The 26279-nt window shown below is 34.1% G+C and carries 25 protein-coding genes, 1 tRNA gene and 2 other annotated features; of the genes, 18 read left to right on the top strand and 8 right to left on the bottom strand.

All coding sequences use genetic code 11. The features are described from left to right. Positions 1-159: 159 nt before the first annotated feature. Genes FC72_RS03565 through FC72_RS03555 form a run of 3 tightly spaced genes read right to left on the bottom strand, consistent with a single transcriptional unit; the run spans position 160 to position 2348 of the window. Positions 160-1020 (bottom strand): amino acid ABC transporter substrate-binding protein, encoded by an 861-nt coding sequence (locus FC72_RS03565; RefSeq protein WP_057764862.1) that lies wholly within the window; start codon positions 1018-1020, stop codon positions 160-162. A 20-nt stretch (positions 1021-1040) separates the two neighbouring features. Then, positions 1041-1679 carry an amino acid ABC transporter ATP-binding protein gene (locus FC72_RS03560; protein ID WP_057764859.1) on the bottom strand — a complete coding sequence of 213 codons (639 nt, stop codon included), beginning with the start codon at positions 1677-1679 and terminating at the stop codon, positions 1041-1043. An 18-nt stretch (positions 1680-1697) separates the two neighbouring features. Then, complete coding sequence (locus FC72_RS03555; protein ID WP_057764858.1) at positions 1698-2348, bottom strand: amino acid ABC transporter permease; 651 nt, start codon at positions 2346-2348, stop codon at positions 1698-1700. A 145-nt stretch (positions 2349-2493) separates the two neighbouring features. Further along, positions 2494-2715: a binding site (T-box leader), on the bottom strand. Between the two features lie 148 nt (positions 2716-2863). Here FC72_RS03555 and FC72_RS03550 point away from each other — a divergent pair. From FC72_RS03550 to FC72_RS03535, 4 genes are read left to right on the top strand one after another with little or no spacing between them, the layout of a single operon-like run. Beyond that, complete coding sequence (locus tag FC72_RS03550; RefSeq protein ID WP_057764856.1) at positions 2864-3181, top strand: PadR family transcriptional regulator; 318 nt, start codon at positions 2864-2866, stop codon at positions 3179-3181. After that, positions 3171-3827 carry a DUF1700 domain-containing protein gene (locus FC72_RS03545; RefSeq protein WP_057764854.1) on the top strand — a complete coding sequence of 219 codons (657 nt, stop codon included), beginning with the start codon at positions 3171-3173 and terminating at the stop codon, positions 3825-3827. Before FC72_RS03550 ends, FC72_RS03545 begins: the two co-directional genes overlap by 11 nt. Next, complete coding sequence (locus tag FC72_RS03540; RefSeq protein WP_057764851.1) at positions 3827-4756, top strand: DUF4097 family beta strand repeat-containing protein; 930 nt, start codon at positions 3827-3829, stop codon at positions 4754-4756. The genes FC72_RS03545 and FC72_RS03540 overlap by 1 nt, the downstream gene beginning before the upstream one ends. A 53-nt stretch (positions 4757-4809) precedes the next feature. Then, entirely contained in the window at positions 4810-5595 is a 786-nt protein-coding gene (locus FC72_RS03535; RefSeq protein ID WP_057764850.1) for a DUF975 family protein, read from the top strand. 241 nt (positions 5596-5836) lie between these two features. Here FC72_RS03535 and FC72_RS03530 read toward each other — a convergent pair whose 3' ends face one another. Then, on the bottom strand, positions 5837-6358 hold the full coding sequence (locus FC72_RS03530; RefSeq protein WP_057764848.1) for a GNAT family N-acetyltransferase: 522 nt from the start codon (positions 6356-6358) through the stop codon (positions 5837-5839). A gap of 132 nt (positions 6359-6490) precedes the next feature. On the opposite strand from FC72_RS03530, the gene FC72_RS03525 reads away from it, so the two are divergent. Next, positions 6491-6829: a carboxymuconolactone decarboxylase family protein gene (locus FC72_RS03525; RefSeq protein WP_057764846.1), complete on the top strand. Its 339-nt coding sequence runs from the start codon at positions 6491-6493 to the stop codon at positions 6827-6829. A 127-nt stretch (positions 6830-6956) separates the two neighbouring features. Here FC72_RS03525 and FC72_RS03520 read toward each other — a convergent pair whose 3' ends face one another. After that, positions 6957-7610 carry a metal-dependent transcriptional regulator gene (locus FC72_RS03520; protein ID WP_057764844.1) on the bottom strand — a complete coding sequence of 218 codons (654 nt, stop codon included), beginning with the start codon at positions 7608-7610 and terminating at the stop codon, positions 6957-6959. A gap of 116 nt (positions 7611-7726) precedes the next feature. Here FC72_RS03520 and FC72_RS03515 point away from each other — a divergent pair, with 116 nt between their 5' ends. Together FC72_RS03515 and FC72_RS03510 are read left to right on the top strand one after the other, a co-directional pair. Further along, positions 7727-8248 (top strand): HdeD family acid-resistance protein, encoded by a 522-nt coding sequence (locus tag FC72_RS03515; protein ID WP_057764842.1) that lies wholly within the window; start codon positions 7727-7729, stop codon positions 8246-8248. Between the two features lie 51 nt (positions 8249-8299). Beyond that, positions 8300-8373 (top strand) — tRNA-Thr (locus FC72_RS03510). Between the two features lie 113 nt (positions 8374-8486). Here the strand turns inward: FC72_RS03510 and FC72_RS03505 are convergent. Next, on the bottom strand, positions 8487-9206 hold the full coding sequence (locus FC72_RS03505) for a VIT1/CCC1 transporter family protein (protein WP_057764840.1): 720 nt from the start codon (positions 9204-9206) through the stop codon (positions 8487-8489). Positions 9207-9435: 229 nt separating this feature from the next. Here FC72_RS03505 and FC72_RS03500 point away from each other — a divergent pair, with 229 nt between their 5' ends. Further along, positions 9436-11340, top strand: coding sequence for a collagen-binding domain-containing protein (locus tag FC72_RS03500; protein ID WP_057764837.1), 1905 nt, complete (start codon positions 9436-9438; stop codon positions 11338-11340). 269 nt (positions 11341-11609) lie between these two features. Next, positions 11610-12275: a CPBP family glutamic-type intramembrane protease gene (locus FC72_RS03495; RefSeq protein ID WP_057764835.1), complete on the top strand. Its 666-nt coding sequence runs from the start codon at positions 11610-11612 to the stop codon at positions 12273-12275. A gap of 186 nt (positions 12276-12461) precedes the next feature. Here the strand turns inward: FC72_RS03495 and helD are convergent, their stop codons facing one another. After that, positions 12462-14729 (bottom strand): RNA polymerase recycling motor HelD, encoded by a 2268-nt coding sequence (helD, locus tag FC72_RS03490; RefSeq protein ID WP_057764834.1) that lies wholly within the window; start codon positions 14727-14729, stop codon positions 12462-12464. 285 nt (positions 14730-15014) lie between these two features. On the opposite strand from helD, the gene trpS reads away from it, so the two are divergent. From trpS to FC72_RS03465, 5 genes are all read left to right on the top strand, one after another. Next, positions 15015-16031: a tryptophan--tRNA ligase gene (gene trpS, locus FC72_RS03485; RefSeq protein WP_057764832.1), complete on the top strand. Its 1017-nt coding sequence runs from the start codon at positions 15015-15017 to the stop codon at positions 16029-16031. 87 nt (positions 16032-16118) lie between these two features. After that, positions 16119-17132 (top strand): LacI family DNA-binding transcriptional regulator, encoded by a 1014-nt coding sequence (locus tag FC72_RS03480; protein WP_057764831.1) that lies wholly within the window; start codon positions 16119-16121, stop codon positions 17130-17132. Between the two features lie 151 nt (positions 17133-17283). After that, a complete protein-coding gene (locus FC72_RS03475) occupies positions 17284-17721 on the top strand; it encodes a MarR family winged helix-turn-helix transcriptional regulator (protein ID WP_057764829.1) in 438 nt (145 codons plus the stop codon). Between the two features lie 36 nt (positions 17722-17757). After that, positions 17758-19254 (top strand): MDR family MFS transporter, encoded by a 1497-nt coding sequence (locus FC72_RS03470; RefSeq protein WP_057764827.1) that lies wholly within the window; start codon positions 17758-17760, stop codon positions 19252-19254. Beyond that, on the top strand, positions 19254-19985 hold the full coding sequence (locus FC72_RS03465; protein ID WP_057764825.1) for a DUF4811 domain-containing protein: 732 nt from the start codon (positions 19254-19256) through the stop codon (positions 19983-19985). Before FC72_RS03470 ends, FC72_RS03465 begins: the two co-directional genes overlap by 1 nt. 147 nt (positions 19986-20132) lie before the next feature. Here FC72_RS03465 and FC72_RS03460 read toward each other — a convergent pair whose 3' ends face one another. Beyond that, a complete protein-coding gene (locus FC72_RS03460) occupies positions 20133-20945 on the bottom strand; it encodes a 2-keto-4-pentenoate hydratase (protein WP_057764823.1) in 813 nt (270 codons plus the stop codon). A 147-nt stretch (positions 20946-21092) separates the two neighbouring features. After that, positions 21093-21333 (bottom strand) — a binding site (T-box leader). A gap of 227 nt (positions 21334-21560) precedes the next feature. Here FC72_RS03460 and FC72_RS03455 point away from each other — a divergent pair. The 4 genes from FC72_RS03455 to FC72_RS03440 all read left to right on the top strand — a co-directional run bounded on the left by FC72_RS03455 (position 21561) and on the right by FC72_RS03440 (position 26192). After that, a complete protein-coding gene (locus FC72_RS03455) occupies positions 21561-22841 on the top strand; it encodes a C39 family peptidase (RefSeq protein ID WP_057764821.1) in 1281 nt (426 codons plus the stop codon). Positions 22842-22853: 12 nt separating this feature from the next. Further along, positions 22854-24356 carry a peptidoglycan-binding protein gene (locus FC72_RS03450; protein ID WP_057764819.1) on the top strand — a complete coding sequence of 501 codons (1503 nt, stop codon included), beginning with the start codon at positions 22854-22856 and terminating at the stop codon, positions 24354-24356. Between the two features lie 418 nt (positions 24357-24774). Then, the gene (locus tag FC72_RS03445) at positions 24775-25416 is read left to right on the top strand and encodes an ABC transporter ATP-binding protein (RefSeq protein WP_057764817.1); all 642 of its coding nucleotides are present in this window, start codon (positions 24775-24777) and stop codon (positions 25414-25416) included. Beyond that, positions 25416-26192 (top strand): ABC transporter permease, encoded by a 777-nt coding sequence (locus tag FC72_RS03440; protein WP_057764815.1) that lies wholly within the window; start codon positions 25416-25418, stop codon positions 26190-26192. The genes FC72_RS03445 and FC72_RS03440 overlap by 1 nt, the downstream gene beginning before the upstream one ends. Positions 26193-26279 lie beyond the last annotated feature (87 nt).

Here is a 26279-nt window from a genome sequence, read left to right as displayed (position 1 = left end):
TTTATGATAATAAGGAACTAAATTAAATAGAAGATTATGACTTGAATAGGCGGCGTAAATGTGCAATGATACACATCTTTTTCCGCTTAAAGCAATGGCACCAGCAATCCAAAATCGGATTACTGGTGCCATTTGCCTTAATACTCGATATCTGCAAACCTACTTTTCAGGTTTAACTAATGAATTATCATCAGTACCAAACCATTTCTCATTTATCTTCTTTAATTGTCCATTATTAGATAAATTTTGAAAAGCATTATCAATTTTTCTCTTCATAGTTTTATCGCCTTTTCTCATACCAACAGCGAAATCTTCACCATCGAAGCCGCCAGTTGTCATTTGATAAGAATCGGGATCTTTTTCGTGTTTGATGTAATATCCAGCATAAACACTATCGATCAACAAACCTTGAATTCTGTTAGCGTCAAGATCCATTAGTGCGTTGTTGAATGAATCATACATAACAGGTGATTGGTTTTTGATGTAATCTTTCAACATCTTAGGGTGCTCATCTAGTAAACTTGCTCCAGATGAACTGGTTTGTACACCTAAGGTTTTATCTTTCATACCGGCAAAACTATTAATATTTTGCTTCTTTTTAGTAACTAGAATTTGACGGTTAGCCATGTAAGGACGTGAGAATGCGATTTGCTTTTGGCGAGCAGGAGTAATCGTATAACCATTCCAAATTAAATCAATAGTACGATTACGCAATTCGGTTTCCTTCATATTCCAATCAATTGGTTGAAAATCAACTTTAATACCATATTGTTTGAAAACAGCTTTAGCTAAATCAATATCATATCCAACTAAGTCACCATTTTTTTTGCGAAAGCCCATTGGGACAAAAGTATCGTCTAATCCAATGATAACTCGACCACGTTTTTTGATGTGTGACCAAGTATCAACAGTGTTAGCCTGTTTGGCAACTGATTCAGAACTAGTGCTACTTTGACAACCACTCAAAATGGTAACGAAACAAGCCAAGAGGGCAATCAGTGCAAATATTTTCTTTTTCATAATTTAATCCCCCTTGATAGTTATTTATTGATAGGTTTTACTTCGAGTAATTGATCGGCAATTTTTTTAGCAAAATCGGGATCGTGGGTAACGACTATTTGAGTGATGCCAGTCTTTTTAAGACCTAGGATCAATTCGGCAACGGCATCTCTTAAACTAGGGTCAAGTGCTGATGTTGGTTCATCATAACAAAGGATCTTTGGTTGCATAGCCAAAGCACGAGCAATGGCTACACGTTGTTTTTGACCACCTGATAATTCAAATGGAAACTGATCTGCGTGATTAGTTAACTCCAATTGATCAAGTAATTTTTTAGCAGCAGCTTCGGAAGTCTTTTTATCTTGTTTTAGAACCATTTCTGGAGCTAAAGCAACGTTTTGAAGAACGGACAAATGGGGGAAAAGATTGAAATCTTGAAATACTACGCCGACGACACGCTCTTTAGAAGACTCATCGGCAGGATCAAATGGATTTCCATCTAGTGTGAATTTACCTGAATCGGCTTTTTCTAATCCAGCGATACAACGTAGTAAAGTTGTTTTACCGGCACCTGATGGGCCAACAACACTAAGAATAGCGTTGTCTTTAACTTCAAGATTTAAATTATTTAAAATAGTAGTTCCTTCAAAACTTTTTGTAATATTTTCTAGCTTTAGCATAAAAATTCCTCCCAAATCTTAACGATAATAACTGAAGTGTTTCTCTAAAATACGTAAAACCCAAGTGCAGACAAGTGTTAATAATAGGTAAATAACACCTACTAATAATAATGGAACTAAAGTAACATCACGTGAGCTGGCAATGTTTCCGGCTCTTAATAGATCACCTAATCCAATTACATATACTAATGATGAATCCTTAACTAGGTTAATAACTTCGTTACCAATTGAAGGTAAGACGATTTTTAAAACTTGTGGAACGATTATCTTTCGAATCGTTTGCCAATAGTTCAATCCTAGAACTTTAGCGCCTTCAAATTGTCCTTTACTAATGGCTCCAAATCCTCCACGGAATATTTCAGCGAAGTATGCTGTGTAATTTAAGATGAATGCAAAAAGTGCTGCATCATATCTTTCAAATACGATATGGAAGAATGGCATGTTTGGTAATCCATAGAATACAAAAATAAGTTGTAGTAGTAATGGAGTACCACGCATTACCCAAATGTAAAATGAAACCAACCAGCTTAGTGGTTTAAATTTTGAACTCCGTCCCAGTGAAACCAGGACACCTAGTGGTAATGAACAAACCAAAGTCCAAAAGAAAACTTTGAGTGTCATTACTGTTCCGCTTAATAGCGAAGGTAGTATTTCTAAAATATAGTGCATGATCTTTCCCCCTGACTGTACAAAAAAAGTCCTCTAGCAAAATGCTAGAGGACGTCGCGACGTGGTTCCACCTCAGTTCGTTAGTGTTTCACAACACTAACCTCGTGAAGTTATTGTAACAAAAAAGCCCTCTCAGTCTTACGACTAAGAGGGCGATTTAACGCGGTACCACCTCTGGCTTCTTAATACCTTGCGATACTAAGCTCACGAAGTTACAATAACTTCAGCGATAACGGCGCCACCGAAATAACCTACTTGATTCAATTATTTAACTTACAGATGTGTTTCATTACTTACTGTATCGACTCACACCACCGTCGACTCTCTGAACCAGATAAAGTAACTACTCTTCTGTCATCGTTTTTGTACTGTTTAAATGTTGAAACTATAGTACGACCTAAGATATATAATGTCAAGAATATTTTTATATTCAATTGACATTGTTATAAATATATACTATATTGGTAACTAATCAATATTATACGTCGTATAGTATTATAGAAAGAGGAGATAACATGACAATTCAGGCCTCAACTGAGATTTTGGAGGGAAGTGTCTTAGCTCTGCTTACTAGAGAAGACTACTACGGTTATACGATAACCAAGGAAGTTCAAAAGGTATTTCCAATTTCAGAATCAACAATGTATCCGATTTTGCGCCGTCTAAAAAAAGAAGGTTGGTTAGAAACTTACGATCAAGCCTATGAAGGTAGAAATCGTCGATATTATAAGATAACCGAACTAGGTGAAGAACAACTGATTTCTATTAAAGAAGATTGGGCACAACTAAAAGAAGCAACTGATAAAATTTTGGAGGATAAAGATGGAGAATAAAGCTGTAAATGAATATATCGATGAATTAAAAGTTTATTTACATCCACTCGATGAATCAGAACAAAACGATGTTTTGGAATTTTATCGAGAATATTTGATTGATGCAAATTTGACTACTACTGATGCAATAATCAATGAATTGGGATTACCCAAAAAATTAGCTAGAAAAGTCTTGGCAGATTATTCAATTAAAATGTCTGAAGATAATTATCAACATGTGGATAACGGTCGAATTACTGATAATGAAAGATTTAAGAAAAATCTTGGAATGATCGTTTTGATACTATTAGCTCTAATGGCTTCGCCGATTGCTATTCCGATCGCAATTTTATTAGTCGTATGTTTGGCATTATTCTTTGGATTAGGAATATTTTTCATATTACTATTCTTATTCCTACTAGCATTGTCAGTGATTATCGGTATTGGAGCCATTTTCATGGGAGTGTCGGTAATATTTGAATCATTGGCAACGTCAGCCCTTTATATCGGTAGCGGTCTGGTTATTTTGGGACTAAACTTCTTTGTCATTCCAATCGTTATAGCGGCGATACGCTGGGTATTTGACTTAGTTGTTATTTTCTTTAGATGGTTAGGTAAGAAACTTCTTTATGGTAGAAATACACCAATGAAAGGGGAAAATAAATAATGCGTAAGTATTTTGTAACTGGATTTTATTTATTAGTTTTAGGTGCCATTCTCTTTGTTGGTGGATATCTTACCGGCGGTTTGCAAATGATAGTTTGGGACCATGGATTTAAGATCTCTCAAAAAGTTGATGAAACAAACAATTTGAAATCATTTTCTAAAGTAAAAGTTAATGGTAAGAATGTCTCTGTAAGAATTGAAAAAGGTGATAAGTATTCAATCCATATATCAGGTGATAAATTACAAGAGCCTACATATTCTGTAGAAAAAGATACTTTAACGGTAACTGGTCATAAACGAAAAGCAGCTGTTGATTGGGCTGGTAGAGGCGAACGTGTAATCATAACGGTGCCTAAGAAAGAAAGCTTACAAAGAATGCATGTCAATTTATCTGAGGGTAACGTCAGACTTAGAAATTTGACCATTAAGAAATTTACTAAGTCTAATAAGTATTGGGGTAACGATGCAGCAATATACTTAGATAACGTGACGGTAACTGAACAAAAAGGAAGCAAGTTCTTCTTTGATGATGGATACGTTAAGATAAAGAATTCTACGATCAATAATCTTAATTTTGAAGCAGATGATGATTCTATTGTCGATATTGAAAATAGTACTTTGAATAACTACAAATTTAAGATGAGCGATTCTAATTTAAAAGTTGCAAATTCAAAATTAAATGGCGGAACGATTAATATGGATGATGGCCATGTTCGTTTGCAAGTCGTAACGATAAAGGGAACAAATGATTATATTTTAACTGATGAAAGTACCTTTAGATCTGAGTCAGGTAAAATGGACGGGGTAGATTTCAATGCTAATAGTGTTCACTACTTCGGTGAAAATAAAGGTAATAGCTATCAATCAAGTCCAGATTCTGAAAATTTATTAAAAGTAAACGCCACTGACGGATCAATTCGTGTACAGTAAATTAGTTTCATAAGATAAGTTTTGATATAATGGCGTTATTGTGAGGGATATTAATGAATAACGCTAATTATAAAAGAGTTTCACTTATTGAAGTTAGAAAACAAGCGCGACAAACATTTCGTAAAGACATCAAGGGGAATATTGCTTTAAATATTTTTCCTATCATTATGCGTTTTATCGGAATGTACTTTATGGTTCAGATTTATACACAGTGGTTTTCAAACTTGGGTATTAATCTAAATAACACACAAGAAGCCACTGAGAAGTTGACAAAGATCATGCAGACAATGTCGACAAATCAAGAAGCAGCTTCAAAGTATGTTTTGACATTGACTCCAGCTACTAATCTAGCTATATATGCATTTACATTATTCTTTTTTATGATCTGTATTGGAATCTCATATGCTTTGGTTGATTATATGAGAAACCCTGATTCACAGATCAATGCATTAAAGGGAAGCTTACAAGTATTCAGTTCACAGTATTTCTTTCCTGTAATAATGTTGTTAGTTATTTTAGGTGTCTTTGTGGAAGCTGGTTTAGCCATTTATATAATTCCAGGGATTTGGTTTATGTTGATGTTTTCTCAGATTTTCTTAGTTTTTAAAGACAGATTGAATGAGTCTGGGAAATGGTCAATAAGATCAGCATTTGAAAGTTTTAGTGGTAGTTCACGTTTGATGAGAGGGTATAAGTTCTCATTGTTACTGCTAGGAATTGAATTTTTCTTCTGGGAAATTCTTAACCTTATGACTTCTGAATTATTATCCATTTGGTTACATCCTTATGAACAACTTACTTTAGCTGCTTTTTATGAAAAGATAACTGAAGCTAAGTAATTTAAATTTAAGAGAGTGTTACAAAAGACGGTTTGCCACACGTTTAGTCTATAAAAGTTCAGAAACTAGAAAAGAGTTTGGGACAAAACTATTATTTCCTTTAAACATGCAGCATAAACGTGTGCCAACACATAGCTTTTTCCGCTTAAAACAAACAAGTCCATCAATCCAAAATCGGATTGATGGGCTTGTTTGCCTTAATGCTCGAAAGCTGACCATGTGTCGGTATACTCTCTTTTTTTTACAATTTAATAACCTGTGTTCTGGATCGTAATTTCAAGATAGGCCCGTTAAATTTATCAATAGCTTCAGTCAATTCCATTCCAGTTAGCTTGTCTCCAAATTGCATTACGTCGTATAGTTTGTTTGATTCTTTTAACATGAAATTTGACTTTTCAAATTTATGGTCTAAATAAAATTGACGATATTTATTGTCATTGGAAGAGGGTATCATTAGGCAGATATGTTTTTTGTGGAACGTTCTAGTCAATTGTTCTAATGCTTTTCCACCGAATCCTTGGCCTTGAAATTTTGAATCGATTGCTAAATATAAAATAAGAGCAGTATCCTTATTTCTAATAACGTAGGTGAATCCTACCCATTGTGATTCATTGTATATGCTGAACAATCTGACAAAATCTTTTTTTACTCTGGATTTAAAAAGCCATAAAGGTAGTCGCTCGCTTTTTGAAAAGCTATCTTTATAAATCCGTTCAATGCTATTCATATCAGTGTTTGCTTTGTTTTCATCTAAAATTAACATTTTTAGTCTCCAATAAAAGTTTCTGTTACATCTAGTATAACTAACATGTTATATTTTTCACGTTTTTGTTTTATTAATATGAAAGCGGTAACATAAGAACCGAAATTTAAAACTACTCGGAGGCAAAGGGGAATGGCAAAGTATCAAGATCGTTTAGATTCAATTAAGAAGAATTATGGAACATTGACTAAAGCATCTGGTGAAGTCGGAAAAGACTTCTTAGCTATGCATGCCGCTGCTTTGGAAGATGGTGCTATTTCGCATAAGAACAAGGAATTGATGTGTTTATGTGTGGCAATTTCAATTCGTTGTGAAGGCTGTATCTTAGATCATTTGAACAATGCTATTGAAGCAGGTGCAGCAAGAGAAGAAATTGTTGAAGCTGTTAATACTGCAATTCTTATGAGCGGTGGACCAGCTTATGTTTATGGTGGAACAGCCCTTGAAGCTATGGACGAACTTCTTAAGTAAAACTCCAACTAAATAAGCAAAGGGAACGAGGAAGCTCTTGAAACTTATTTAAAAAAGTAATTTTAAAACAAAAACGCATCCATTCACTTGCTATCGTCGGCAGATGAATAGATGCGTTTTTTGTATGTTATTTTCTTTCTTCAACGAAAATGTAGTCTATTGCCTTGGCACCAATAGTTAGCAATGTTCCATTTTCTTTTTCGACGACTAAAGAACCGTCGAATTTTTCATGTTTTACTACTTTGATAATGTCGTCGATCTCTAAATCCAAACTTCCAAAGTATTGTAGGAAATCATAATTATCAGAGATACGAACTATTTGAGCATGTGTTCCATCTTTTACCATACTTAAAAGTTCATCATCGGCATCAGTTTCACCTTGTCCATTTCCAGGAATAATCCCACCATGAGGACAACGTTGAGGATGACCTAAGAAATCATTTAATTGAGTCATTAGATCATCATCAGAAGAATGTTCTAGAGCATCTGCATGATTGTGGACATTATCAACAGGGTATTTTAGACAGTCATGTAAAAATACTTCCCATAGACGGTGAGTTTTTACTAACTTTTCTGATACTCTATTTCCCTTAGGAGTAAGAGTGATTTTATTATAAGGAGAATGTGTCAAATAACCTTCACTTGCTAATGAATTAAGCATCTCTGTAACAGAAGGTGCAGAAACATTCATGATTTCTGAGATACGCTTATTAGTGATCTTAGTAAAGTCATAATTCAATTCGTAAATAGTTTTAAGATAATTTTCTTTGTTAGGTGACAATTTTTTTACCTTTCGTTTGAACTAAATTCTAGATTAGTTAATTAATTATAACGCAGATTGAAATTTTTGGAGGATCAATAATGTTAAAATAATTGATATAGGAAGGGGGAAAATCAATGAATTTACCGAAACGCAGAATAGATTGGTTTGGATTGATTTTTGGAATTTTATCATTGTATGTAGGTTATTTAGTAGTTTGGTATCCACTTAATAGTTTATCAACTATAGCTTACATCTTAGGCTTTGCTGCTATCTTAAGAGGAGTTTATCAGCTCTGGTTTGGATCACAAATGGGACGCTTTTTAGGTTCTAACAATGGATGGACGATACTGGCAGCTATCGCAAATATTATTATTGGAATTATTTTTATTGCCCACATTAACGTTGGGGTAGGAGTAACCATTTATATGTTTGCCATCTGGTTTTTACTTGATGCTTGTTTCCAATTACTTACGTCTAGGTTTTATCATTTCTTTGGGAAAAAGTATTATTGGCTAATTGTAATTGTTGGTATTTTGAACCTTATTTTTGCCATCATATTATTATTTAATCCCATTTTAGCTGGAGGTGTGATCGTCTTTATGTTGGCGTTCTTCTTCTTTGCAACGGGTATAGCTGAAATTATAGAGGCATTTTAGTAAAAAGTATTTTGCAATATTACCTTATCTGATAGAATAGAGGTTGAAAATGCCGTCTTAGCTCAGATAGGTAGAGCATCACCATGGTAAGGTGGGGGTCGTCGGTTCAAATCCGATAGACGGCTCTATAATTTATAGATAGTTGATTAAATAGTAGTCAACTTTCAATCAATAAAGTAAATATGGCAAGTAATCCCAAAATGGATTGCTTGTCATATTTTTTTTGCACGATTTTTGATCAGCCAAGAGTTCCACCGATTAGGTAAGTTATCAACATCGTTAAACTACCGGTAATAACGTTTCTAATAATAAACTTCATAGAATTGTTATGTCCCAATTTAGAACTAATATACCCAGTTCCCATTAAAGCTAAAATCATCGCAAACATTGTACCGACGATCTTGTATGGATCGGGGATCAAAGTTATAGATAGTAGTGGCAATATTGCCCCACAAATAAATGAAAAGAAGGAACAAATTGCTGCATGCCATGGATTAAAGTAGTGGTGCAATTCGATATTATATTTACTTCTTAGAGTTGTTTCCAAACCATGAGACTTCATTAATTCTTTAGAACATTTATTAGCTAGTTCTGGAGAAAGTCCCTCATTAATATATTTTTGGGTTAATTTATCTGTTTCTTCTTCTCGATGTTCTTTCAACGTGGCTTGTTGAAACTTGGTCATTGTTTTTTGAGTGTCACGTTGAGTGCTGACTGACACATATTCGCCACCGGCCATAGAAAATGCTCCGGCAAACATACCTGATAATCCAGCAATCAGTAATGCCAGTTGCCCTTGATTAGCTCCTGCAACACCTAGAACAATACCTGCTACAGAAATAATTCCATCATTAGCACCCAAAACCCCAGCACGAATAACATTTAATTTCTCTGATAAACGATAATTACTCGTTAATTTTTGCATTTTTACTGTGTTCAAGGATATTCCATTTTTCATATGTTAATCTCCCTAACAACTATTAATAGTTCCATTATAATTCGTTTACAAACGTTTTCAAATAGAACTGGAATAATTACTATATAAATAACTTGGCAAAATGGATATTCCTATCATTCATAACTAAGCGATATCTGCCGTAAACCGGTTTGACAGCTAGGTTTTAGAGCGTGATAATTTATTCGTTTATTAATTTTATAAAAGTATTTTTGTCTAGGGGGCAATTTGTATGATTAAAAAAGGAAGTAAATGGGCACTATCATGCGTGGCAACTAGTGCGGCCGTTCTTTCATTTATTGCAGTTTCAAATAATACGTATGCTGATGAAGTAAATGGGAATACTCAACCAACTGCAGATGTAACTACAACTACGACTGATAATACTGACCAAGGTAGTACTGATAATTCACAAGCTGACCAAGATCAAGCAACTACAGCCCAAGCACAACAAACACAGCCACAACAAGTACAACAAAAAACTAATCAAAATACTCAATTGAATAACAGTAATAGAATGTATATTCAATCAATGGCGCAAAAACAAGTAACACCAGTAACACAAGCATCGAGTAGTGCAGCAACACAAGCTCCAGTAACATATGCGGAAAACTCACAAGTTAAAGATGGTGGAAATGTTGAGGATGATTTACCATCAAAAACTAACTTGTTAGACTATGCAGCATACTTTCATATTTTTGCTAATGAAGCAACGTTAAATGCACATACCAATGGTAATATTGCCGTCGGCACTTTAAATGGTAATGTTAACTTTGGTACTAATATTCATGAGGAATTACTAGATAAGGATATTTCATATATTCAAAACCTTAATAAGATTGCTAATAGCTCATTTGTTTCTGCTGGTAATAGTAGAACAAATAAAGTTGTCTTTGGTGATAGTGTTGATGTTAATGTCTCCAATCCAAACAGAACTAATGTAAATGGTGCTGATATTGACCATTTGACATCAGATGAAACTTATGAAGATAAAAATGGCAATGTTTATATAGACTTTGCTAAGATCTTTTCAGAATTAGATGTTAAATCAGAAGCATATTCTTTAATGGATCCAAATGTTGAGATCAAAGCATCCGATTTTCCAGATCAAAATAATAGAGTTATTGATCTACGTGATTATAAACCAAATGATCAAAATCAAATTGTTATCAATCTTTCTAAAGATGTTTTAACTTCTGGTACACCATTAACTATCGCTGGATTGTCTAAAGATCCCGAAGGAACAACTGTTATTATCAATGTTGATACAGAAGGGGAACCTGAATATAACATTACTTCTCAAATCAAAGTCGTTTATAACGATAATGTTGATCGTCCTGATCCTAGTGAAAATTCAGATGATGGTGAGGAACGTCCTAATAAGGAAACAGAGTACTTTGGTGATAACCATTTGCTTTGGAATTTCTATGATAGTACTGCAAGTAATAAAATCTATGATGGAACGATCAATGTTGACCGTCCATTCCAAGGCAGTATCTTAGCTCCAGAAGCCACAATTAATGCTAACCAAAACTTGGATGGTAATATTGTTGCTGATAAAGTTAACGTTAATGCTGAAACTCACAGATGGGATCTTCAAGATAGTTCTGACAAAGAAACCGAATTTGAAATACCAATGACATTGCCAGGAATAGGTGTAGAATTACCCGATGAAAATGAAGATGGAGACAATGAAGGTATTGATCCTGAAGAACCACTAGTTCCAGATGAAAACGGTGGTGATGAGGACGGTGGCAATACCACTGACCCAGAAGAGCCTACAGATCCTGAAAATCCAACTGACCCAGACGAAAATGGTGAAGAGGATAACGAAGATACTACAGATCCAGAAGATCCTAACGAAACCGATGAAAATGGTGACGATGAAGAATCAGAAAATAGTAACGAAGAGGATTCAGAAGGATTACTTCCAGGCGAATCAATTACTAATGGATCTTCCGAAAATAATCAAGGTGGTTTGATTACCGGTTCAACAAATACTATTAAGAATGAAAACAAAGCGGCTGGATCATTCCCACAAACAGGAATGAAAGCAACAGGCCTAATTAGTTTATTAGGTGTTGTTTTGGCAGCAATTGTTGGAGTATTTGGATTTAAGAAACGTAAGCATGTTTAATTAACCTGAGATTAGTTCTAAGTAAAGATTAATTCCTTTACTTAGAACTTTTATGGTCTAAACGTGTAAAAAAAGGCTGCAACTTCCACATAGCCTAGAACCACAAATGATTGATGGTACCAATCATTCGTGGTTCTAGGCTATGCTCCGGTGGCAGATCGCCTTTTTTCACACTCTCTTAAGTTTCTCAACAATTCTTAAGCTCAAGCCGATTGAAGTTTGTCGTGTGATATAATTACTAAGAAAATTTATTGATTGGAAGATATATTATGCGCGTAGGAGAATCTAAAGGTACCGACTTTACTAGATATATAATCTGGATCGTTTTTGCTGTTGGTACATTAGCCTTAAAAAATATTGTTGCTACTGAAAAGGGTCTGAATGATACTTTAGCAGCAGTATTCTTTATTTTAGGTCTATTTTTAACTTTTTTGATGGTAAGAAGATATTTAAGAGAGCGACGCTCATTTTTAGATAATCCACCAAAGTTTAAAGATTCGTTGTCAGCTAATTTTGGTTTTGTTGCATTAATGATTATTTTGGTATGCGCAATGAGATTGGCTGTCAGTTATTTACAAGTGACAGGTAGATTGCCTCAATTTGTAAATGACGATGTGGCTAGTTCAGATCAAAAAGTATTTTTGTTCAATTTGGTAGCCAACATAATTATCATTACTGTTCAACAGCAGATGGTTCAAACAGGATTCTTTTTCAATTATTTCTTTAGAGAAAGTACATCAGCTAATGCAATTTCAGGTATTATTATTAGTGGTCTAATCGCCGGTGCAATAACATTACCAGGTTCATTTATTCAATTCTTTATGAATACAGCACTAGGATGGTGCATGTCTTTGACATATCTATATACAAAAGATGAGAAGATGGCAATGCTGGTAGCTATTATCAGTGCCATTGTTGGAACAATTTTAATTTAGAATCTTACTATACGAAAAATTTACAATCATCTGTTACTCTGTCATCAAAAGCTAATGAGGTGATAGGATGATTATTGAATCAATCAATGAATGTTTTAATACGACATTATTACCTGAGTACCTTGTTGGTATAACAAAACAAAAAAAGCCGCCGTTATCCTTTTGGATAGCGACGGCTTTTCACGTCTAATTAACTGATATTTTTGTTTTATTCAATAATGGTGATAGATCTTTTTCTGCACAAAGTGTCAGACTGTGCATGGCTCTTGTACAAATAGTGTAGAGAGTATCTCGACTTCTTGAATCTGGATAATTTTCACTAGAAATATTGTGTCCAATAACCGCATCAAATTCTAATCCCTTTGCCAAATAAATTGGTAGTACAAGGATGCCTTTAGGAATGGACCTGAAATCAGCTGTGACTAAAGTTACTAGTGATTCGTCACTGAAGTGGGTATAAACTTGTTCAGCTTGAGCTTGATTTCTGGTTAAAATTGCCACAGTTCCATATTTTTGATTTAATTCTCGGGCCTCTTGTTTAAGTCCGTCGTAATAATTATCTTCATCATTAAATACTTTAATGACCGGATCTTCACCTTTTCTGGAGAACGACTTTACTTCGTCTCCATTAGGTAAGAGATTTTTGGCGAAGTTAGTTATTTCAGCCGTTGATCGGTAGCTTTGGTTCAAAGTTATAGTAGTAACTTTCTTTTTCTCAAATAACTCATGTATACCAGTTATTAAATCTTTATTTCTATATGAGCTAGTCAGTATGTCCTGAGCCTTGTCTCCCAACAATGTCAATTTTGCATTAGGGAAAGATTTAGAAATATATTGCAGTTGAGCCATAGTATAATCTTGAATTTCATCAATAAAAATGTGTTGGATATTTCGGTTGATTCCACTTTCAGTTATGAAATTACGCAAGTAAAGAATTGCTACGGCATCACTTAATCCCAATTTATGAGTTTCCACATTATGATCGATTGATTCAATCATAGTATTCCAAATATTGTCAGGAACTAAGTCTTGTTTTAAATTATTTAAAATAAATAGATATTCTTTATATGGATCAAAGAAATAATTATTTATCAAGGCATTGTAGATAGGAGCATAACGATCTCTTAGAAATTCTTCAGCAATTATAGAACGCTGGTTAGTTGATTCCTCGATATTATTATCAGTAATTATTTGTTGGAAATCTTCATCGGAGAGATTGTCTATTTCAGCCTGAACCCAATCTTCATCACGATCATCATGAATTCTTTGCTTTAAACGTTTGATCAATGTATTTTTAGTTTTCAAAAAGCGATCAGGGATGCTATAAGCTTTATTCTTTGAATTATATATATCTGAGATTTCTTCTTTAGTAAAGAATGGCTTGCCTTCAAAAATAATATCTTCAAAGTATAGAATATGATCTTTGTTTTCTTGTTCTATTTCTTCTAATTTATTTAAAAATTCAGAACTTTCTTTAAATAGACGAATTTTTATAGTCGTTTCTGGAAGATTTCGCTCATCTTTTTCGTAACGTTCAAATAGTGTTTCTACTTGAATACCGGTCAATCTTAGTGAAATGAATTCATTCAAAGTAACTTGTCTCATGTTACGTTCGCCAAGACTTGGTAAGACTTCAGAAATATAATTACTGAATAATCTATTAGGTGAAAATAGGATTATTTTATCAGCATCTAAAGTTGAACGACTGTGGTAGAGCAAGTAGGCAACACGTTGTAAAATGGCTGATGTTTTACCACTTCCAGCAACACCTTGTACTAATAAGACATCTGACTTAGTATCTCTGATTATTGTATTTTGTTCGTGCTGGATCGTAGCGACGATATTTTTAAGATATTCGTCATTGTATTCGCTCAAAACAGATTGCAAAATTTCATCACCAACAGTTTCGTTGGTATCAAACATATTTTTGATCTTATTTTTAACGATTTGAAATTGACGCTTTTTCTTAAGATCCACTTTAGCGGTACCTGTTGGTGTAGGGTAGCTAACATTTCCAAGCGTACCGTTGTAGTAAATTCCAGAGACTGGTGCTCGCCAGTCATAAATCAAAAAGTCACCGTCTTCATCTTGTAAAGTGGAAGTCCCAATATAAAGCGTGTCCTCTTCGCCATCTTCAACAATATCGATTCTTCCAAAGTAAGGTGAACCTTGTAGATTTTCTAGTTTTAGTTTATTTGATTCAAGAATATTTTCATTTTCGACTGCTAATGAAACCAACTGTTTCTGCTGTTGAACAGAAGCATTTGTTTCCATCTGGTCATCGACTTCAAAAGTATTGACCTTGGTATTTTCACCATAGTTACGTTCGATTTTACCTGTTTCGGTATGAGCCTTTGCTAAATTTTCAGTAGCTCTCTCAATTTTTTCATCGATTTTATCGGCAATTTGATAAACTCTTTGTTGTTCTTCTTCTCTTGTTTCATTAACTGTCATTAAAGTACCTCACATTGACAATTTGTCGGTTTTTCACTATGCTATAAGCAATTAGAGTATACTAAAGCATAAGCATTTTTAAGTACTATTTCAAGTAAGTTGAATTAGAGAATGACTCCTTGGCTGTGAGAGTTGTCGACCTTGAATTAGGAAATGGAATGGGTGGTCACCTTACAGCCTCAGAGTGGTAGAGATATTTCTACAAAACAGGTGGCACCACGTGAAAGCGTCCTATTGATAAATTTCAATAGAGCGCTTTTTTTATGCTAATTTTAGGAGGAAATTATGAAAACAAATACAATTTTAACTGGTGATCGTCCCACAGGAAAACTTCATATTGGACATTACTTGGGCTCATTAAAAAATCGTGTGAAGCTTCAAAATGAAGGTAAATATAAGATGTTTATCATGATTGCTGATATGCAGGCTTTTACTGATAATGCTAGAAATCCTGAAAAGGTGCGTAATAGTTTGATTCAAGTTGCCCTTGATTATTTATCTGTAGGAATCGATCCTGCTAAAACTAACATTTTAGTTCAATCACAAATTTCAGCTTTAAATGAATTAACAATGTATTACTTGGATCTCGTTTCAGTATCACGTCTGCAAAGAAATCCAACTGTTAAATCTGAAATTCAACAAAAGGGCTTTGGTCAAAGTATTCCTGCAGGATTCTTAACATATCCTGTCAGTCAAGCTGCTGATATTACTGCTTTTAAAGCTGACACTGTTCCTGTTGGTGACGATCAAGAACCAATGCTAGAACAAACTAGAGAAATCGTCCGTACTTTTAACAGTACATACAACAAGGACGTTTTAGTTGAACCAGAAGGTGTATTTCCTCCTAAGGGACAAGGAAGATTACCTGGAATTGATGGCAATGCCAAAATGAGTAAATCACTAGGCAATTGTATCTATTTGTCTGATTCTGCTGATGAAGTTACTAAAAAAGTAATGTCTATGTATACTGACCCTGATCATATTCATGTTGAAGATCCAGGTAAAATCGAAGGTAATACTGTCTTTACATACTTAGATGCATTTGCTACAGATACTGCAAAGGTTTCTGAATTAAAGGAGCAATATCAAGCCGGTGGTCTTGGTGATGTTAAAGTTAAACGTTACTTAAATGATGTCTTACAAGAATTACTAGAGCCAATTCGTCAACGTCGTGCAGAGTATGAAAAGGATATACCAGGAGTTTATGATATTCTTAAAAAGGGTAGTGATAACGCTAATGAAGTGGCTAACCAAACCCTTTCAGAAGTGAGAAGTGCTATCGGAGTCGATTATTTTAAATAAAGATAAATCTTTAAAAAAAACATCCTTATTCAATGAGTAATAAGGGTGTTTTTTAAAAGAAATCTATTTAATTATTGAGGAGAGAAAATGAAGCCCACGATCAATGACGTTGCTTATGAAGCAGGAGTATCAAAAAGTACAGTTTCGCAGTTTTTGAATAAACGCTATCAATATATGAGCACTACCACACGTCAGAAAATAGCTGAGGCAATTGAGAGATTAGAATACCACCCTAATCAAATTGCTAAAAGCTTAAAGCAAAAAAATACTAATGTTGTAGCATTTATTTGCGCCAATCTATCGTCTAGATTTTCGTTGGAGCTACTAGCTTCTATTGAAAATTATTTTCAAAAAGTAGGATATTCAGTTATTATTGCTAAAACTGATGACGATCCAAACAAAGAAAGGGAATTGATAGAGTCCTTTTTGGCACGTCAGATAGATGGAATTATAGTGTTTCCTACGTATGAAAATAAAGAATTTTATGAGAGTTTACGCAAGCAAAAAATTCCCGTTATGTTTGTGGATAGAATGCTAAAAGGAGTGGATATACCTAGTGTCTTGCTTGATAATACTGATGCTGGATATGAAGCTACTGAATTAATGACTGAAAGTGGTCATAAGAAGATTGCTATTTTGACTTTGCCATTCGGAGATGGAATCACCACTCGTGTGGAACGTATGGAAGGCTATGAGCAAGCCTTAGGGGATAAAAAAATAGATTATCGTCCAGAGTATGTTATTAATTGTCAAGTAGAAGACGTTGATGATAGGTTGAAAGAATTGATGAGTCTTGACAACCCGCCAACGTCTTTAATCGTTACCAACGACATGCTACTAGAAACAGTTTTGATGTGGGTCAAAAAAAATAACATATCAATTCCAGATCAACTATCTCTAGTTGGAATTGATAATGTCAGCTTTGCCAGTTTATTTACGCCAGAAATTACAACGCTAGCTCAACCCATAATGGAAATCGGTGAGAAAGCTTCAGAATTATTACTGAAAATTATTAAAGGCAAATATGATTCTGATAAAGAATCAAGTATCATTCGCTATAAGCCAGAATTACATGTCCGCTCTTCTATTAAAGATGTTTAGTAAAACTAGGTGTTTTTGATGGAACGGTTTAAAAAATTAAAAACGTTTTCTAAAAATATGCTGTATTTAACTCTTGATTTTGTCAAGAGTTGGGTATAGCATATTTTTTGTTGCTATTTAAAACTTTATTTTTATTTTAGTGAGGTAAAAGATGGATGATTATAATTTAATTGGTTTTGCGGTTCGATTTATTATGCAAAAGAAGCGTATTATTCGCCAATATCTTAAGGGTACTGACATGAATATGGTTGATAGCATGGTAATGATGATCGTTAATCGACATCCTAATTGCAATCAAGAGACGATTGGAGAAATTACTTTATTCGATGGAGCCATCATTGCTCGTTCTTTGAAGAAATTGGAAAAGATGGATTTCGTTGTACGAGAAGTTGATCCTGATAATCGTCGTAAAAAAATTGTTCAGATTACTTCAGCGGGTGCTGAATTTGTTAAACGACTTCGATCTGACTTTAAAGATGCTAATGATGAGATTTATTCAAACTTAACAGATGAAGAATTAAGTCAATTGGAACATATTTTAACTAAGGTCTATGCAAATATCGATGGGGTTCAAATTCCCAATAAGTAATTAAAATTAATATAAATTGAAAGAAGGAAATGCTTTATGAGTTCAAGTAATGAGCACTTGGATATAAATGGAAAGCCATTTAACCGTAACCTAATGGTTCTGGTTCTATTGGTTGGTACTTTTTGTACTGTTTTAAACGGTACAATTTTAACAACAGCTTTTCCAACTTTGATGAAGGAATTTGATGTTACTACATCAGCCGTTCAATGGTTAACAACCGGATTTTTGATGGTTAACGGTATTATGATTCCTGTCACTGCTTGGTTAAGTAATAACTTTAGTACTAAAAAGCTTTATATTATTGCTATGTCAACATTCTTAATTGGAACAATTATGTGTTTTGTGGCACCAAACTTTGGAACTATTTTGGCTGGACGTTTGATTCAAGCCGTCGGTGTTGGTATTACAATGCCTTTGATGCAAGTTGTTATGCTATCGATTTTCCCAGCTAACCAACGTGGTACAGCCATGGGACTTGGTGGATTAGTTATCGGTCTTGCACCAGCTATTGGTCCTACATTATCAGGTTGGATCATTGATAACTTTTCATGGAGAGATCTTTTTGGAATGATTATTCCTATTGTTGTAATCGTTCTTATTCTAGCTTTTATTTTTATGCGTCCTGTAATTAATACTAAGCGTACAAAATTGGATATATTATCACTTATTTTATCAACCGTAGGATTTGGATCAGTGCTTTATGGATTCAGTTCTGTTGGTGATGATGGTTGGGGTTCACCAATTGTACTTTCAACTATTATAGGTGGAGTTATTGTCATTCTATTATTCGGTTACCGTCAATTGAAAATGGAAACACCATTCTTGGAATTACGTGTTTTCACAGTTAAAAAATTCTCTGTTGCCGCAGCTTTGTCATCTGTAACAAATATGGCTATGGTCGGCGTTGAAATGATCTTGCCATTGTATCTTCAAATTGTTAAAGGTATGAGTGCTTTTCATTCAGGATTAACACTTTTACCAGGTGCTATTTTAATTGGTATCATGAGTCCTATCACTGGACGTGCTTTTGATAGATTTGGTCCAAAGGACTTGGCTCGTATGGGTATGTTCTTGTTAACCGCCGGAACAATTCCATTCTTGTTTTTAACTAAAACAACACCAGTTATTGATATTGTTGTTTTGTATATGGTTCGTATGTTTGGTATCTCAATGGTCTTGATGCCAGTTACAACTGATGGTATGAATTCATTGCCATTTGATTTGATGAGTCATGGTACAGCTGTTAATAACACTGTTCGTCAGGTATTCAGTTCAATGGGTACAGCTATTTTAGTTAGTGTTCTAACTAATGTAACAAACAATACCAAACCAAGTCATTCATTATTAGTTAAGTCACCACTTCAATACAAAGATGATTTCTTTAATGCTACATTGGGTGGTTATCATGCCGCCTTTATGGTCGCTATCTTGTTCTGTTTGATTGCTTTTGGAATTACATTTATGGTTAATAACAGTTCTAAATCCAAAGAAATTAATATGAAAGATTTAAATGAAAGTGCAGGTGATAAGTAATGGTTATTATTTCAATAATTATTTGTGCAGCTCTAGCTTATTATTTTGCCGTTTTCTTACAAAATAAAAAAGTTGGATATTCATTATCATTTACTTTCATCGCACTATTCATATTAAGCATTGTTTTGTTAGTAGCAAATGAGAGTAATCATTTTGGTATGAAAAAAGTTACAGAATCAAAAACTGAACAGATTCAAACAGTTAATAAAGGTTCTAAAGTATTACTTTATAAAAACCTTGGTACTAAGGGCAAAGAAAATATCTATATTTATAGAACGCCTGAAACAGCCAACAATAAGAAACCTCAAACGACAAAAGTTGATCTACATGTCAAAAATAACATTAAAGTAGGGAACTACGATGCAGCAACTATGACACAAAAAACAACTCGTTGGGAATATAAGAACGATTTTTATTCATTCTTGTTTGGTATTTCAGATAATAACAAAGAATTTATTAAGCAAACCAATACTTTTAAGGTTGGAAAAGATTGGCTAGTATTAACAACCAACCAGGCTAAAGAATTGGATAAAAAAACTAAGAGTAAGTCGTTTAAAGCTCAAATGAAATCAGAGGGAGCAGCTTATGTAAAAGCTGCCGTCATGAAAGCTATGCAAGAAGATCCTTCGATGACACCTTCTGAACAAAAGCAAGTGCAAGAAAAAGCTACGAAGGCTTTTAAAGCACAAGCTATGGAAAAATTAGTTGAAGAGATTACTGAAGATAACTAATTTAACTAATATATAATAGTAGAAATTAAAAAAGCAGTTATTCGCCGAGATACGAATAACTGCTTTTTTGTTGATCTAATAAGGAGTTTTTTTACGCGCCTAGAATAGGTTTGTTATGTAGGAGAGTTGATCTAGACGCGCAAATGATTATTGAACATTTAAGGAAACATCGCCTAATCCATTATCGAATTTTGCTTGCCAATTTCCTCTTGTAAGTGATGGTGGTAAAACGAATGTTCCTGATGATACACGTTGGTCTTTCATTAATTGCTTTCCTTGTAAGGCCAACTTATCTACAAGCCATTTGAGAGATTTTAAAGGATTGCCTAATACTTCAGTTGATTTGCCTGACTTAAGTTCTTCATTATCATGGTATAAAGTGCAATTGACATTCTCTAAGGCTTCGACATTTTTAAATAAATTGGTGTCAAATTCTTCACCATAAACGACTAGTCCACCTACGGCAGCATCTGACATAACCATATATTTGGAAAGACTTGGGAACCAATCCTTGAATCTTGAATCGGGAACCTCAAGTGCTGGTGCAACAGTAGTTTTATTTAATAAATCGGTTAGGCTATCGTTTTCACTTAAATCTTCTTTAGCTCTAAAGACTAACTCGACTTCTACAAGTGGTTCCATCAAATCGTTAAGTTTAACTTGTGCCGGAGACTTTAAGAAGTGGTCAGCTAGTTGAGCGCCATAAAGTGGTTCTGTGGAATCGAACATATCTTGTGTTTGTTTGCTAGTAAGAGAAACTTTATATCCTCCAACAGGTGCATTCTTTAATTGCATCAATTTATCTTGAACTCGGTAAGCTGAATGATCATCCGGTACATTATTTGTCCAATCGGATTCAGTTAGTGGATCTTGAGATTTGTAAGCATCAAATAGTGCTTGAGCAAATTGTTCCTCGTTCTTTGATAATAGGTTTTCTTTAACTACAGTATTTTCTTTCATAAGTGGAGCCTCCATAAAATGTTTTTAAATTTCTAATCTGAATTTTAATCTGGGATTTAATCTGACCTTCACTAATATTTGATTCCATAGAGACTCACCTCACTTATTTTTATTGAATAAAAAAATCCCTTGATGAATTAATAATCATCAAAGGACGTTAGAAACGTGTTACCACCTTTATTTGCTACATTATTACTAATGCAGCCTTTATAACAAACTGTAAACAATTTGCTAGCACGATAATGAGTGCAATCAGTACTTTCTAATTTAGAAGTCTATTTCGAAGTACGACTGGCAGGTGATATAGAAAATACAATACTATTGCCTCGCATCAACCGACAACTTTCTGAAGTATTTTGTATTTCAAGTTCCTGTTCAACGTCTTTTTTTATTCTTTTGAATGATATTAACTTAATCTCTTTATTATAAAATGTCAACCTTTAATTAAAATAAAATTAGTTTAATTTAATCTAATTAATGTAAGACTTAATCATTTATTTTTTTAAAGATTTTCATTATAAATCGATATCGTAAAACGGTCATTCTAAAAATCAAAATAATTATTGAATCGAGAACGTAGTTGATAGATAATGAGAGCATTGAAAGGGGAATATTATGGGGATTAGAAGTAAATTTATTTTAGCTGCTAGTTTAGGAACGGTCTTCTTGATGACTCCAGAAATAGTTCATGCTGATGATATTGATGCAAGTCAAACACAATCAGTTTCTACTACTAACGAACCATCTAACGAACCATCAAATAATGAATCAACAAATTCAGCCACTCCTATTAATAACAATGAAATCAAGACTGAGGGGAACGTTAATGATCAAGCACCTTCTGGGGACAATGATCAAAATCAAACAGTTACCTCACAACAGGGACAAATAACTCAGACAAGTCAAAATAATCAATCTGAACCAATAACAAATGATACGAATAATTCTTCAGATGTCACGACTCAACAAAGTCAATATAGTGATGAATCTATTGATGGTATTTTTCACGTTAATGGTTCTACAGCTTATCTATATCAAGGGAATGGCCAACAAGTTGATAATCGTGCTTTAGGTGCTAATACTCCTTGGATGACAGATATTAAGCGTACATGGAATGATGGAACAATTTACTATCGTGTTTCTACTAATGAGTTTGTAAAAGAAACATCAGGCTACTTTGACAATAATGTTAAAGAATACAGTGGTACTGCAAGTGTTACTTATGATAGTGATGTTCAACTATTTCGAGGATATGGTAAGAATGCGGTTTATGCCGGTAGTACTGTTGCACCAAATTCTGCTTGGAAAATAGATAAACGCGTTTCAAACGGTGGAGAATATTGGTATGAAGTTGGTAACAACGTTTGGTTACCTCAATCTTCAGTAGTTGTAAATGATAGTACATATCCAGCAGCAAATTGGGTTGCTGGTGTTCCAATGATCTCACAACGTCCAGAACTACCAAATGGTTGTGAAATCACTGCCGTAACAATGATGCTTCAATATGCAGGTGCTAATGTTAATAAAATGCAATTAGCATATGAGATGCCAAGAAGTTCAAATCCAAATTATGGATATATGGGTCAACCGTGGGATAATACCGGTGTTACTATTTTTCCACCAGCTCTAATGCGTTTGGTAGAAAAATATGCTGGATCAGCTAAGAACTTAACTGGTCAAGGACTTGATGCCATCAAGTATCAAATTAGCATTGGTCATCCAGTAGTAACATGGAATACTTTACATGGTTTTCCATATCATGCCTTAACAGTAACTGGTTATGACAGCAACTATATTTATTACAATGATTGCTGGTTAAATCAACCTATGCAAATGGATATCAACCAATTCCTTGCTAATTGGAATACTCAAGATAGACGTGCAATAAGTTATTAAAAGGGGAAAATAATGAAGAAGAGTCAAGTATTTTTATGGAGCAGTTTTGTTTTATTAATGGCATTAGGTGCAAATCAAGCAACCGTCAAAGCAGATGCTACAAATGATTCAACACCAAATGTACAAGTTGAATCACAAAATAATAATCAGGCTTTGGATCAGGCTAAACAAGATCAACCTCAAGCAGCAAGTAATCAACAAACAGCTGATGTTAATAGTAATGATGCATCTACACAAGCACAACAAGGTGTTCAAGTAGGTGCACAAGACACACAAGGTACACAAGTAAATACTCAAGCTACTGCAACACAATCTGATACAGCAACTGATACACAAAATAATGCTGATAATCAAGGTACCATCACACCAGTTAATGGTGGTGTAGTAACAACTTTTGATAAGATAACTCGTCTATATCGTGAAGATGGAACTATGATCGACAATTTTGGATTGTCAGCCAATTCACCATGGAGAACAGATAAGAAATTATCTCTCAATTCTCAAAATTACTATCGTGTAAGTACAGATGCCTATGCTAATTCAAGCGATGTTACTTTGACATTTGGTGCCGATGCTGATGGTATTGTTAAAGTTAAAGATAATGGTGCCGTTTCATATGGACGTGGCGACCAAGGATTTAGCAAGAATGAAGGTAGTACCAATTTTGCAGCAGGTTCAATGTGGAAATATAATAGAACAGATGATTTAGATGGCTTAACTTATTATCAAATCGGTAACAACGTTTGGGTAAATGGCTATGATGCAGCACCTTATGTTGCTTACCAAAATCCAGAAGGTTGGCTTCAAATAGAAAATGCCCAACTTCAACCAGAAGGACCTGTTGGATACGAGTTATATAACGATGTTGAAGGTGTCAAAGTTTGGCTCGTCAGAAGATACTTTGGTCAGTCAAATAGACACACCATTTATGATTCAACTACTACATATTATGTAAAGAATTTCCAAGCAAATCATGGTCTTCCTGTGACAGGAATTGTTAACTTAGCAACATGGACTGCTATGGGATTCTCAGAAAGTTCATGGTATGGTATTGACTCATATGTTGCACCTCTACAAACTAATACATTGAGTACACGTTCAGATCATATTGAAGCTATGATAAACCAAGCTTATAAATATGTTGGTCAACCATGGATATCAGGTGCAGCTAGTTCACCAGAATATGGTGTTGATTGTTCAGGATTAGTTGTTCAAGCACTTTATGCTTCAGGGGTTAATCCATCACCTGTAACTGCTATTCAACATGCACAACCTGGTAACGAATGGAATTCACGTTTGCTTTATACAGATAATAGAATTCACCCAGTTAACTTTAATGATCGTCAAAGAGGAGATTTGATTTTCTTCGCTGACCCTTCAACTGGCATTGTATGGCATGTTGGTATTTTGCTAGATGCTAATACAATGATAGATTCATGGGGACCTTATGTAGGTACTTCAGGAATTTATAGTGGTAAAGGTACAATCGTTGGTGTTAAACGAGTATTCGCATAAATTGATTTGAGAGTGGGACAAAACATGTTCAGCTTTCGAGCATTAAAATAAACAAGCTCATCAATCCGATTTTGGATTGATGAGCTTGTTTGATTTAAGCGGAAAAAGTTATGTTTTGTTCCACGTTTATGCTGCATGTTTAAGGGAAAAATAGTTTTGTCGCGGTCTTTTTTTTATCCTAAATGTGTAATAAAAGGCTATAACCTCCACATAATGCAGAATCACAAACGATTGATGGTACCAATCATTTGTGATTCTACGTTATGTTCCGGTGGCAGACCGACTTTTATTACACTCTATTTTTGGGTTGACTTAAATAGTTATCATAATGCAGAATCTTATATGCATGATTTAAGCAATTAAGTAGTTATAATAATTTGAGAGTTCATAATTAGAAAATGTACAAGGGGTGATATGCTTGAAAAATATTCTAGAAATAAAAGACCTTTTTTATAAAGTTAAAGACAAAGAGATTCTTAAAAATATCAATTTAGAAATTGAAGCAGGACAATACATAACATTTATTGGACCTTCTGGTAGTGGTAAAAGTACTTTGATGAGAATTATTGCTTCAATGATAACTGCCACATCTGGGGAAATCATTTTTGATGGTAAGTCGTTAAGTAGTTATGATCCTACGACATATCGTCAAAGAGTATCTTATGCTTTTCAACAACCGACTTTATTTGGGAAAACAGTTAAGGATAACTTGGAATTTCCATTTTTAGTACGCGGTGAAGAATTTGATTCTAAAAAAACCATTTCTGCTTTAGAAATGGTCAATCTTGACGAAAGTTATATTGATAAAAGTGTTAATGATATTTCTGGTGGTGAGAAACAACGAATAGCTCTGTTAAGAAATTTGTTATTTAGACCGGAAATCTTAATTACTGATGAAGTCACAACAGGGCTTGATACCGAAAATAAAGAAATTGTACATAAAATGTTGACTCGTTTTAATGAAGAAGAAAATATGACCGTTTTGCGAGTTACACATGACGAATCAGAAATTGAAAATTCAGCTAAAAAAATTACCATAAAGGATGGTGAAATAGTCTAATGTCTAATAATCTAACAGTTTCAAATACAACTTTAGTTTGGGGATTTGGATTAGTTTTAGTAGCACTTGTGATTGGATATCGAGAGAAGTTGGGAATCAATAAGGATATCTTAATTGGAGTTGCCAGAGCTATTGTTCAATTATCAATTGTTGGGTATATATTAAAATTTGTTATCAAAACTGATGATAACTGGCTCACTATGGCTTGCTTTGTTATTATTGTTATCAATGCTTCTTGGAATGCTGGTAAGCGTGGGAATGGAATCCCAAAAGCTTTCCGAAATTCTCTTTTAGCTATCAGTGTAGGTACAGTTGTCACTTTAGGAACTTTGGTTTGGACAGGTTCTATCAAGTTTGTACCAGAACAAATCGTTCCAGTTACGGGGATGATTGCAAGTAATATTATGGTTGCTATCGGTCTTTGTTATCGTAATATGTTACAGACATTTACTGATCGAGAACAACAAGTTTTAGAGAAATTAGCTCTAGGGGCTGACATTAAATTAGCTTCGATCGATATTTTACGAGATAGCATTAAGAGTGGTATGCAACCAACTATAGATTCAATTAAGACACTTGGCTTGGTTAGTTTACCTGGTATGATGTCAGGCTTGATTTTTGCCGGTGTTGATCCAGTTAAAGCTATCAAGTATCAGATTATGGTTACCTTTATGTTATTAGCGTCAACAGGGCTAGGTTCAATAATTTCTTGTTATCTGGGATACCGCGAATTTTATAATCAGCAAAAGCAATTGAATTCAGAATTATTAAAATAACCGGTTTATTACAGTTGGTTTACAGTTCTGGGCAAATCTAAAGTTTTTCTTAAGGATATGTTATATTTACACTGTTGAAAAGATCAA

Origin of the sequence: Companilactobacillus tucceti DSM 20183, from assembly GCF_001434665.1 — a bacterium.
Classification (GTDB): domain Bacteria; phylum Bacillota; class Bacilli; order Lactobacillales; family Lactobacillaceae; genus Companilactobacillus; species Companilactobacillus tucceti.
Note: the sequence above shows the minus strand (reverse complement) of the source record. Positions and strands in the feature narration are given on the sequence as shown.